The organism is Pseudomonas sp. HN8-3 (assembly GCF_020790195.1).
Taxonomy (GTDB): domain Bacteria; phylum Pseudomonadota; class Gammaproteobacteria; order Pseudomonadales; family Pseudomonadaceae; genus Aquipseudomonas; species Aquipseudomonas synxantha_A.
This window is the reverse complement of sequence record NZ_CP086206.1, coordinates 2816760-2829143: the sequence shown is the minus strand read 5'-3', so window position 1 is coordinate 2829143 and position 12384 is coordinate 2816760. Positions and strand designations below refer to the sequence as shown.

Annotated in this window: 6 protein-coding genes and 1 pseudogene; 4 read left to right on the top strand and 3 right to left on the bottom strand. The window is 60.8% G+C overall.

Annotated elements, in window-relative coordinates; genetic code table 11:
• Positions 1-102: 102 nt before the first annotated feature.
• The 4 genes from lhgO to LJX92_RS12390 all read left to right on the top strand — a co-directional run bounded on the left by lhgO (position 103) and on the right by LJX92_RS12390 (position 5919).
• A complete protein-coding gene (gene lhgO, locus LJX92_RS12405) occupies positions 103-1296 on the top strand; it encodes an L-2-hydroxyglutarate oxidase (RefSeq protein ID WP_032875718.1) in 1194 nt (397 codons plus the stop codon).
• Between the two features lie 56 nt (positions 1297-1352).
• Complete coding sequence (locus LJX92_RS12400) at positions 1353-2678, top strand: MFS transporter (RefSeq protein WP_228309825.1); 1326 nt, start codon at positions 1353-1355, stop codon at positions 2676-2678.
• A gap of 81 nt (positions 2679-2759) precedes the next feature.
• Positions 2760-3611 carry a CAP domain-containing protein gene (locus tag LJX92_RS12395; RefSeq protein WP_005788547.1) on the top strand — a complete coding sequence of 284 codons (852 nt, stop codon included), beginning with the start codon at positions 2760-2762 and terminating at the stop codon, positions 3609-3611.
• 103 nt (positions 3612-3714) lie between these two features.
• A complete protein-coding gene (locus LJX92_RS12390; protein WP_228309824.1) occupies positions 3715-5919 on the top strand; it encodes a GAF domain-containing protein in 2205 nt (734 codons plus the stop codon).
• Between the two features lie 36 nt (positions 5920-5955).
• Here the strand turns inward: LJX92_RS12390 and LJX92_RS12385 are convergent.
• From LJX92_RS12385 to treS, 3 genes and pseudogenes are all read right to left on the bottom strand, one after another.
• Positions 5956-6663, bottom strand: a pseudogene (locus LJX92_RS12385) (GGDEF domain-containing protein); the annotation flags it as partial.
• A 51-nt stretch (positions 6664-6714) separates the two neighbouring features.
• Entirely contained in the window at positions 6715-8952 is a 2238-nt protein-coding gene (gene glgB / locus LJX92_RS12380) for a 1,4-alpha-glucan branching protein GlgB (protein ID WP_032875727.1), read from the bottom strand.
• On the bottom strand, positions 8949-12296 hold the full coding sequence (treS, locus tag LJX92_RS12375; RefSeq protein ID WP_228309823.1) for a maltose alpha-D-glucosyltransferase: 3348 nt from the start codon (positions 12294-12296) through the stop codon (positions 8949-8951). The genes glgB and treS overlap by 4 nt, the downstream gene beginning before the upstream one ends.
• Positions 12297-12384 lie beyond the last annotated feature (88 nt).

The window sequence follows — 12384 nt, the reverse complement described above, 5'->3', positions numbered from 1 at the left end:
CTTTTTAAAGCGTGTCCCCGGACACGCCATTTTTTTAACAAAAACATTAGTCTGACAACCTGATAAGCAGACCAAAATGTCTAACCTTAGGTACTCCCAGCAATGATTCACGACTTTTGCATTATCGGCGGCGGCATCGTCGGCCTCGCCACTGCCATGGAACTGCTCAAGCGCCAACCCGGCGCATCACTGGTGATCCTGGAAAAGGAGCCAGTGCTGGCCAAGCACCAGACCGGCCACAACAGCGGCGTGATCCACGCCGGCATTTACTACGCCCCCGGCAGCCTCAAGGCCGACCTGTGCAAGCGCGGTGCCGAAGCCACCAAGCAGTTCTGCCGCGAACACGGGATCAAGTTCGAGGTGTGCGGCAAGCTGCTGGTGGCCTCCAGCCCCCTGGAAATGCAACGCATGGAAGCCCTGCACGCCCGCGCCCAGCTCAACGGTATGCAGGTCGAGCGCCTGGATGCCGAGCAACTGCGCGAGCGTGAACCAAACATCGTCGGCCTGGGCGGCTTGTTTCTCGATGCCACCGGCATTGTCGATTACCGCCAGGTGTGCGAGACCATGGCCCAGGTGATTCGCCGCAACGACGGGCAGATCTGCCTGGAACGCACGGTCACTGCGATCCACGAAGACACCGATAAAGTCACGGTCCATACCCAGGGCGAAACCTGGCAGGCGCGGCACCTGGTGGTGTGCGCCGGTTTGCAATCGGACCGCCTGGCTCGCCTGGCCGGGATCAGTATCGACCATCAGATCATCCCGTTTCGCGGCGAGTACTTCCGCTTGCCGGCGGCAAAGAACAACATCGTCAACCACCTGATCTACCCGATCCCCGACCCGCAGTTGCCGTTTCTCGGCGTGCACCTGACACGCATGATCGACGGCAGTGTCACCGTCGGCCCGAATGCCGTGCTGGGCCTGGGCCGCGAGAACTACCGCAAGTTCTCGGTGAACTGGCGCGATGTGGCGCAATACGCCAGCTTCCCGGGTTTCTGGAAAACCCTCTGGCAGAACCTCGGCTCCGGCACCACCGAGATGAAAAACTCTTTGTTCAAGTCCGGCTACCTGGAGCAGTGCCGCAAGTACTGCCCTTCTCTGACCCTCGACGACTTGCTGCCCTACGAGGCCGGTATCCGTGCCCAGGCAGTCATGCGCGACGGCAGCCTGGTACACGATTTCCTGTTCGCCCAAACCCCGCGAATGCTCCACGTGTGCAACGCACCTTCACCGGCCGCCACCTCGGCCATGCCCATCGGCGCGATGATCGCCGACCGTCTGTTCCAGCCTCAGTAATACCCGTACTGCCCGTTCACCCAAAAATAACTACAAAGACCAGAAGGAAATCCAGCATGTCGGCATCCGCCTCCATCCCCGGCACCGAAACGCCCGAACAAACCCGCAAGCGCCTGCGCAAAGTGGCCGCCGCCACCATCTTTGGCTCGATGCTGGAGTGGTACGACTTTTACCTGTACGCCACCATGGCGGCCATTGTGTTTTCGAAGATCTTCTTCGATAACAGCGACCCGAAAACGGCCACGCTGATGGCCTTTTCCACCTTTGCCATCGGCTTTATCGCCCGCCCTTTCGGCGGCATTCTGTTCGGCTACCTGGGTGACAAGTTCGGACGCAAGCAGGTGCTGGTGCTGACCTTCTGCCTGATGGGCGTGTGCACCACGCTGATCGGCCTGATCCCCAGCTATGCCTCCATCGGTATCTGGGCGCCGATCCTGCTGGTGTTCATCCGCATCATCCAGGGGCTGGGCGCGGGTGCTGAACTGTCGGGCGCCGCGGTAACTTCCTACGAACACGCCTCCCATGGCAAGCGCGGCAGCCAAGGTGCCTGGCCGGCACTGGGGCTGAACCTGGGCCTGTTGCTGTCCTCACTGACCATTTACCTGCTGACCATCAACGGTAACGAGTTCTTGCTGGCCGGCGGTTGGCGCATCCCCTTTATCTGCAGCATCGTGCTGGTGGGCGTGGGTCTGTGGGTGCGTAACAGCATTCCGGAAACCCCGCAGTTCGAGGAACTGAGCAAGGAAAAAGCCAAGGCCAAGCCGTCGCCCCTTAAAGCGTTGTTCAAGAACGACCTCAAGGGCCTCGCCGTGGTGTTCTTTGTCGCGATTGGCTACAACGCCCTGAGCTATATCTTCAAGACCTTCTCCCTGGCGTACCTGACCCAATTCAAAGGTGTGGATGTACACGTCACCTCCCTGTCGGTGACCATCGCCAGCCTGGTGGCCATCGTGGCCGTGCCTTGCTTTGGCTGGCTGTGCGACAAGTGGAGCAGCAAGACCGTGTTGATGCTCGGCGGTCTGTGCTCGCTGCTGTTCGCCTACCCGTTCCTGGCCCTGCTCAACAGTGGTGAAAGCCTGATGATCTATCTGGCCATCGGCGTGGGCACCGGTATCCTTGCGCCGATGATGTTTGCGCCCCAGGGCTCGTTCCTGAGCCGGCAATTCCCGACCCAGACGCGCTCATCGGGTTTCGGCACCGGGCGCGAAATCGGCACCGCGATTGCCGGTGGCCTGGCACCGCTGGGCGCGCTGTCGATGGTGGCGGCCTCGGCCACTCATTCCACCGATGGCGTGGTGGTTATCCTCGCGATTTCCGCCCTGCTGGTGGTGGTGTTCGCCCTCTGCGATCAGGGTGCAAAACACTCGACATTCAAGAACTGAAGAAAAAAGTTCGGACCAACGGGTGCATGGATGCACCTGGATCGCGCATCATGGGCACTTTCAAGCTCAAGGGTAACGTCCATGCGCGTTCTGTCATTGATGATGGGTCTTACGACGCTGGCCGCCACTACGGTGTTCTGCGCCAGCGCGATGGCGAATGAAGAAAGTCAGTTAGTCCAACAGATCAACCAATACCGCAGCCAGGTGCAACGCTGCGGTGACCAGGGTTCCCAGGAACTGCCACCGCTGACCAGCGACACACGGCTGGTGCTGCCGGCCTCCAATGTCGGCGATTTGCAGCAGTCGCTGGCGCGGGCTGCGTACCCTATGGTCAACGTGCAGGCCATCAGCCTGTCCGGGCCCAAGGATGCCGACGCCGCCATGAAAGCAGTGCGCGAAAGCTTCTGTCGGGTCGTACTGGACCCGCAATATGTCGACATCGGCGTCAGCAACAGCGGCCAGGATTGGCGCATCGTGCTGGCCCGCCCGCTGCTGACCAGTGGCCTGGGCGACTGGCAGACCGAAGGCAAGCAACTGCTGAACCTGGTCAACGCTGCGCGCGCCGAACCACATCAATGCGGCACCCAGGCGTTCAGCGCGACCACGCCGCTGTCGTGGAACGACACCCTGGCCAGCGCGGCCAACAGCCACACGCGCAACATGGCCAACGGCAACTTCTTCGACCACCTGGACCACGACGGTCGTACTCCCGGTGACCGCGCCGAACTGGCCGGGTATATCGCAAAGAACATCGGCGAAAACATCGCTGCCGGCCTCGATACCCCACGCAAAGTCGTGGACGGTTGGCTCGCCAGCCCCGGCCATTGCGCCAACCTGATGAACCCGCAATTTCGCGAATTGGGCGCGGCCTACGCGATGGACCCCAAGAGCGATGCGGGTATCTATTGGACAGGTGTATTCGCCGCTCAATAACCTGGATATTCGCGCTGAACTGGGAGCAGTCATTCAGGTCTGTTGCTTGGCAACCTGACGTTTCAGGCAATAGTCGAACCGCGGTAGATAAGGTGTTGACCCCATGATGAATTGGCTGCAAGGCAACAGCGACATGGCCGAGCGGGTCCGCCAGCATGATTGGGCCAGTACGCCCCTCGGCCCGCTGGAGCAGTGGTCCGATGTATTGAAGACCACCGTCGCGCTGTGCTTCGCTTCCAGGTTTCCCCAGGCCATTGTTTGGGGGCCTGAGTTGATTACGCTCTACAACGATGCATTCCGGCCGATTCTGGGCAACAAGCCGGAGGCACTGGGCCGCCCTTTCAGCGAGGTGTGGCACGAGGCCTGGAGCGAGATAAGCCCCATCGCCAGCGCGGCGTTCGACGGTCATGCCACCTATATTGAAAACTTCCCGCTGATGCTCAAGCGCAATGGTGCGCCGGAACAGGCGTATTTCACTTTTTGCTACAGCCCTATCCGCGACTCCCGAGGCAACGTGGTGGGCATGCTCGATACGGTGACCGAGACCACCTCCACCGTATTCCTCGCCCGTCGCCTGGCGGTGCTGGATGCCATCGGCAACGCCGTGGCCAGCGCCACCGACGCCGAAGCCATCATGACATCGACCACCCAACTGCTGGCGCAACACCTGCAAGTGTCGATTTGCGCCTATGCCGATATGGATGAGGATGAAGATGGCTTCACTATCCGTGGCGACTGGGCGGCGCAGGGCTCACCCAGCATCATCGGCCACTACAGCCTGGCGGCGTTCGGCGAACGCGCGGTGAGGGCTCTGCGTGCCGGTCAGCCCCTGGTGATCCGCGATAACCTGATCGAACTGCCCGCCGATGAGTCGGCAACCTTCCAGGCGCTGGGCGTCACGGCTACCATCTGCGTGCCGCTGATCAAGGATGGACGTCTCACGGCGCTGATGGCCGTGCATGACAAACAGCCCCGCTACTGGTCGCCCTACGATCTGGCGTTGTTGGGTGAAGTGACCGAACGGTCCTGGGCGCACATCGAGCGCGTGCGCGCCGATGCCGCCGTACGCGAGGGTTTGGCGGCCTACACCGAACTCAACGCCACACTGGAGCAGCGCGTGGAAGAACGCACCCTCGCGCTGGCCCAGGCCGAGGCCGCGCTGCGCCAGTCACAGAAGCTTGAAGCCATCGGCCAACTGACCGGCGGCGTCGCCCATGACTTCAACAACCTGCTGACCATCATTCGCTCGTCAGTGGACTTCCTGCGCCAACCGAACTTGTCGCAAGAGCGTCGCCAGCGCTACATGAGCGTCGTCTCCGACACCGTGGAGCGGGCCAGTAAACTCACCAGCCAATTGCTTGCCTTCGCCCGTCGCCAGCCGTTGAACCCGCAGGTATTGGATGTCAGCCAGCGGGTACGCAACATCGGCGAGATGCTTGAAAGTGTCACCGGCGCCCGCATTCATGTACAGGTGCAGTTGCCCGATCAGCCGTGCTACGCACGCATTGACCCCAGCCAACTCGAAACCGCGCTGCTCAACATCGCACTCAATGCTCGCGACGCAATGGACGGCCAGGGCACCCTGACCCTCAAGGTCGCCACACAGCAAGCGCTGCCGCGCATCCGCGGTGACGCCGAGTCGCGCCTGCCGTACATCAGCATCTCTCTGACCGACACCGGCACCGGTATTGCCGGCGACACCATCGACCGTATCTTCGAGCCGTTCTTCACCACCAAGGCCGTTGGCAAAGGCACCGGGCTGGGCCTGTCGCAAGTCTTCGGCTTTGCCAAACAGTCGGGCGGCAACATCGATGTGGCAAGTACCCTCGGCCAGGGCACTGTGTTCACCTTGTATTTGCCCCAAGTGGAAGGCGAACCCGCCCCGCAGCAGGACGAACAGGAGCAACTTGTACCGCCGCAGGAGGCTGCCCAACGGCATGTTCTGATCGTAGAAGACAACCTGGAAGTGGGACGTTTCGCCAGCCAGATCCTCAAGGACCTGGGCTACAAGACCACTTGGGCGACCAATGCCGAGCAGGCACTGGCCCTCGCTGGCAACGACGCCCGAGCCTTCGACGCGATTTTTTCGGATGTGGTCATGCCGGGGATGACCGGCGTTGCGATGGCCAGACTGCTGCGTGAGCGGCGTCTGGACCTGCCGGTGGTACTTGTCTCAGGCTACAGCGAAGAGCTGGCGGACAGCGGTTATGAGGGGTTTGAGTTCCTCGCCAAACCCTACTCCGCCGAACAGGTCGCCAGGGCGTTGGTGAGGGCGATGTCCAAGGATCAGACCGCTACGGCCACCTGATCAAGACCTTGAGCCTTAGCGGTGCAGGTCTTCAAACCCGTCGCGCTCATCGGTTTGGGCCGCGCGGGTTGAAAGACGGTGTGTACGCTCCATTTGCCGAGTCAGGCGGAAGGCTTTTTCCAGCGCATCGGACAGTTTGCAGGTGGCCGTCACCACAAAAGATGAAAACACCAGCACCGCCAGGGCCACACCCACTTGCATCGGCGCCGGCTGGAACAACAGCCACAGCGTACAGGGCAACAGCACCAACGCCATCGAACTCAAGGTCATGTAGCGAAAGGCCGAGTAGCAGGACACCGCACTGACTGACATTCCTACGGTAAAGAGCATCACCAGTACCTGGGACACTCGGTCATCAACCGGCATCACCGCCAGCGCTCCACCTCCCCAGATGCCAGCCGACAACATCAGCGTGATCCAGTAACGCCGCTCCCAACGCTTTGGGGTGCGCTCGCTGTCAGGGCAGCGAAACCACTGCACGAACATGTGCAGGCGCAGCAGTGACGAGCAACCCAGCAGCACCAGCCATACCAGAATGATTCGATGATCGAAGCGATCCCAGCACAGCCAGCAGAGCATGGCGGCGCCCAGATAACTACCGAAGACGGCCGAGAACGACTGGCGAAACAGTTGGTGCAACCGGTCGGTTCGCACTTGCTGCTCGATGATGGGATCCTGATCTTGCCCATGCCCAAGGCTGTTCATGCAATGCGCCTGTGTCGATTGCGACGGCAAAGGCGCCATTGTGGCGCCCTGCCAGTATCGGGAACAACTGCATCCGCCAATCCAGTGCCCTTACAGCTCCTGCGGACGCAGAATCAACACACCCAGCGGCGGCAGGTTCAACGACAGCGACACCGGTTGCCCATGACGCGGCTCATCCTGGGTGAACACCTCTCCCCCATTGCCAAAGTTGGAACCGGCGTAAGTGTCCGCATCACTGTTGATTACCTCACTCCAACGCCCGCCGAACGGCACACCAACCGCATAGCCTTCACGCGGCACCGGAGTGAAGTTAGCAACCACAAGCACCGGCCGGCCGTCCTTGCTCCAGCGCAGCCAGGCGTAAACACTGTTGATCGCATCATCGCCAATCAGCCACTGGAAGCCTTGGGGAGCATCATCCTGTTCATGCAGCGCCGGCTCCTCGCGGTACAGGCGGTTCAAATCGCCCACCAGCTTCTGCACACCACGGTGCTCAGGGTATTGCAGCAGATACCAGTCCAGTTGCTGGTCGTGGTTCCATTCGCGCCACTGGCCAAATTCGCAGCCCATGAACAACAGCTTCTTGCCCGGATGCATCCACATGAAACTCAGATAGGCGCGCAGATTGGCAAACTTCTGCCAGCGATCTCCCGGCATCTTGTCGATCAGCGAGTGCTTGCCGTGCACCACTTCATCGTGTGAGATCGGCAAGATAAAACGCTCGGACCAGGCATATACCAGGCCGAAGCTCAGCTCGTTGTGATGATGGGCGCGGTACACCGGGTCTTGCTGGATGTAGTGCAGCGAGTCATGCATCCAGCCCATGTTCCACTTGTAATTGAACCCCAGGCCACCTTGCTGGGTAGGCTGGCTGACCCCCGGCCATGCCGTCGATTCCTCGGCGATCACCAGCGCGCCGGGCGCTTCAAGGGCGACCACGTCGTTCAAATGCCGCAGAAAATCGATGGCTTCCAGGTTCTCGCGCCCGCCATGGCGGTTGGGCACCCACTCGCCGGCCTTGCGCGAATAATCGCGGTACAACATCGAAGCCACCGCATCCACCCGTAGCCCATCCACATGAAAATGCTTGAGCCAGTGCAGGGCCGAGGCCAGCATGAAGCCGTGCACTTCCGTACGGCCCAGGTTGTAGATCAGCGTGTCCCAGTCCTGGTGAAAGCCCTCCAGCGGGTTGGCATACTCGTACAGCGCTGTGCCGTCGAACTGCGCCAGGCCGTGGGTATCGGTGGGGAAATGCGCCGGCACCCAATCGAGAATCACGCCGATATCCGCCTGGTGACAGGCATTGACGAACCAGGCGAAATCCTCGGGCGATCCAAAGCGTGCACTCGGGGCGAATTGCGACAAAGCCTGATAGCCCCAGGAACCACCAAAGGGGTGCTCCATGATCGGCATCAGCTCGATATGGGTGAAGCCCAGTTGCTGCACGTAGGGGATCAAGCGCTCCGCCAGTTCACGCCAGCCGTATTGACGGGCGACCTCGCCGGTCTCGTCCAGCTCGCACTGCCAGGAGCCCACGTGCAGCTCGTAGATCGACAACGGCGCCGTGGATTTCTGCTTGTCACCCCGGGCTTGCATCCACTCATGGTCTTGCCAGTCCACCTGCAACGGTGCGGCGACCTTGGAGGCCGTATCGGGCGGCAGTTGAGTGGCCAGCGCCACCGGGTCGGCCTTGAGCGGCAGGATCCCATGAGCCCCGAGGATTTCGTATTTGTAGGCAGCGCCCGGCTGCAAACGTGGGATAAAAATCTCCCACACGCCGGAGGGGTGACGCAGGCGCATCGGATGGCGGCGACCGTCCCAGATATTGAAATCGCCAACTACCGAAACCCGCCGCGCATTCGGTGCCCACACCGCAAAGCGCACACCTTGCACGCCATCGACACTGGTCACCTGGGCCCCCAGGCAACTGCCCAGGTCGCGGTGATTGCCTTCGGCAAACAGGTAAAGGTCCATTTCCCCCAACAGCAATTGACTGAAGCTGTAGGGGTCTTCGGTAATCTGTTCACCGCCCGCCCACTGGATTTTCAGCAGGTACGGCTGGCGCGTGCTGAACTGCCCGACAAACAAGCCTGGCACCTGGGTTGCCTCGAGGCTACCCAGCACTTCACCGCCATCCCGGCTGAGTACCTGAACGCTGAGCGCCTCTGGCAGAAAGGCGCGAATAAACTGCCCGCCCTGCTCGTCGTCATGCGGGCCCAGGATCGAGAACGGATCCGGGTGTTCGGCGCGTACCAGCGCTTCGACGTCCTTGGACGCCGGCAATGCAGTCAACTTGGGCTGCAGCGGTTCTTTATGTGTAAAACTCATGACGTCTCCCCACCGCGTACAGGTTTCGATTTAGGTGTAAGCCCGCTCAGCAAGCCATGCAGCCCTTGCAAGGGCACCGGCAACCAGGTCGGGCGATTTTCCGCTTCGTAGGCCACTTCGTACGCGGCCTTTTCCAGGCTGAACAACGTCAGCGCTGCGTCCTGGCCGTTGGCATCCTGCCAATCATGCGCCAGTGTAGACGTCGCCGTCTGATAAGCCTGAGTAAATGCCTCGCGGGCTTCACTCAGATAGCGATCGGTGACGCGCTTGCGCGCAGTGTTGGCTTGCGGTGTCTGATCCACTGCTTGCACATTCAGGGCCATGGCCGCCGCGTAGTCAAAGGAGCGCAGCACTCCGCTCACATCTTTATAGGGGCTGTGCTTGCCGCGCCGCTCATGCAACGGCCGCGCAGGTTCCCCTTCAAAGTCGATCAGGTACGCGTCGCCCTTGACCACCAGCACCTGGCCCAGGTGCAAGTCACCGTGGACACGAATCCGCAGCCCGCCGACCGTGGCCTTCGCCAACGCCTGGACATGCCCGGCGATGGCTTTTTTGTGTACCAGTAACTCACTGACCAACGCCTGGTCAGCGGGGTTCAACTGGCTTTGATGAAGCTTGAGCAATTGCAGCGCACGCTCGATCTGCGCGCCGACATCCTTGGCCCAGGCCTGAGTATCCTTGGCGGTGGTGACTTGCGGTTGGAAGTCCTTGTCATCCGTTGGCGCCCCCAGCACCCCATGCATTTCCCCCAGGCGCTGGCCGAGCGCCGCGGCGAAATCCGCCAGTTCGCCAAGGGCGTTGTAGTGCTGCTCCTGTTCAGAAATGGCCTCGGCCAACTCGTCGCGGATCGCCCGTTCCAGGTTGTTCTGGGTCCAGCTCCAGGCATCGCCCTGGTTGCTCAGGTAGCCCTGGGCAATCATCAGCAGGTTGTCCTGCCCCTGCGCGTCGCGGCGGCTCATAAAGCCCAGCAAAGGCGAGATATTCGGGTAGCCGGCGGCGGTCAGGTAGGCGCTCATTTCCAGCTCCGGGTGTACCCCGGCGCTGACTTTGCGAATCAGCTTGAGCACCAGGCTTTCGCCCAACACCACCGAACTGTTGGACTGCTCGGCAGACAAGTAACGCACCGGCGATTCGTGAGTCAGTTGCAGCCCGGCCAGGTGTCCGGTCGCCTCAAACCGCAGATCGCCCTCACTGGAGTTGAGCACGGTCCCTGCCTGCATCGCCTGGATGACTTCACGGATGAAAGGCTCAAGGCTGAAGGCATCGGTCACCAACCCTACCTGGCGAGTACGTCGCACCCGGGCCAGGGCCAATTGCTGGGGCAAGGCGCTGCTCACCTGATCTTCGCCGAGAAAGCCCAACGGCAGTTGATAACGGCTGACCTGACCGCCGCTGCTGACCTCGACTTCACTGAGCAATACCGGGTGCTGTGGGTCGCCAAAACGTACGCCGTAAGCGATGCGCACGCTGTCGATCGCCGTGTCTTTGCCGGCAAACCAGCGACGTTTGGGCAACCAGGCTGGCAATGAGGTTTGTTCCAGGCTGGTGCGGCAAGGCTCTTCGAGTAATTCTTCCATGCGTTTTTTCAGTACCAGAGTGGTGAAGTCGGGCATGCTCTGCGCCGGTTCCACATGCCAGCTTGGCATCTGGTTTTCCGTCGCCAGCACAAACCAATAAAAGCCATAGGGCGCCAGGGTCAGCAGGAAATTCAGCTGGCCAATCGGTGGAAAGGCATTACCGCCGAGCATCTCCACCGGCACCATGCCGGCGAAGGCAGACAAGTCCAGCTCCGCCGCCTGGGCGCTGCGCGACACATTGGCCACGCACAGGATGATTTCGGTGTGGCCGTCTTCCCCCGTGTATTCACGGGTGTAAGCCAGGATGCGCCGATTGGTCGGCGAGAGCATTTTCAGGCTGCCACGGCCAAAGGCCTTGGACTGCTTGCGCACCGCGAGCATGCGCCGGGTCCAGTTCAGCAACGAATGCGGGTCCTGGGCCTGGGTCTCGACGTTGACCGATTGATAACCGTATTGCGGGTCCATGATCGGCGGCAATACAAGGCTGGCCGGGTTGGCACGGGAGAAGCCGCCATTGCGGTCGATAGACCACTGCATAGGCGTACGCACACCGTCGCGGTCGCCCAAGTAGATGTTGTCACCCATGCCGATCTCATCGCCGTAATACAAAGTCGGTGTGCCCGGCATCGACAACAACAGGCTGTTGAGCAACTCGACACGGCGACGATCACGCTCCATCAGCGGCGCCAGGCGTCGACGAATACCCAGGTTGATTCGGGCGCGGCGGTCTGCGGCGTAGTAGTTCCACAGGTAGTCTCGTTCTTTGTCGGTGACCATCTCCAGGGTCAGCTCATCATGGTTGCGCAGGAAGATCGCCCATTGGCAATTGGCGGGAATCTCCGGGGTCTGGCGCAGAATATCGGTGATGGGAAAGCGGTCTTCCTGGGCCAGCGCCATATACATGCGCGGCATCAGCGGGAAGTGGAAGGCCATATGGCATTCATCGCCGTCATCGCCTTTGCGCTCACCGAAATACAGCTGCGTGTCTTCGGGCCATTGGTTAGCTTCGGCCAGCAGCATTCGGTCGGGATAATGGGCATCGATTTCGGCGCGAATCTGCTTGAGGACGTCGTGGGTTTCAGCCAGGTTTTCGTTGTTGGTGCCGTCGCGTTCGATCAGGTAGGGGATGGCGTCCAGACGCAGGCCGTCAATGCCCAGGTCCAGCCAATAGCGCATCACCGACAGTACGGCCTTCATGACTTGCGGGTTATCGAAGTTGAGGTCGGGCTGGTGGGAGTAGAAGCGGTGCCAGAAGTACTGGCCGGCGACCGGGTCCCAGGTCCAGTTGGATTTTTCGGTATCGAGAAAAATGATGCGCGTGCCGTCGTACTTCTGGTCATCGTCCGACCACACGTAGAAGTCCCGCGCGGCCGAACCCGGCTTGGCCTTGCGCGCACGCTGGAACCAGGGGTGCTGGTCGGATGTGTGGTTGATCACCAGCTCGGTAATTACCCGCAGCCCGCGTTTATGCGCCTCGGCGATGAAGCGTTTGGCATCGGCCATGGTCCCGTAGTCGCTGTGCACGCCACGGTATTCGGCAATATCGTAGCCGTCATCGCGACGTGGCGAGGGGTAGAACGGCAATAGCCAGATGGTGTTCACGCCAAGGTCGGCAATATAGTCGAGCTTGGCAATCAGCCCGGGGAAGTCACCGATGCCATCATTGTTGGAGTCAAAGTAGGATTTGACGTGAACCTGGTAAATCACCGCATCCTTGTACCAGAGCGGGTCTTTGATGAAGGTGGCTGTCTTGGGTTTCTTCGCCATCGGGAACTCCTGAAAACACTAAAGTTCTGCAGACGGAATGCGATCCAGTGTGGGAGCTGGCTTGCCTGCGATAACGGTCTGTCAGTAC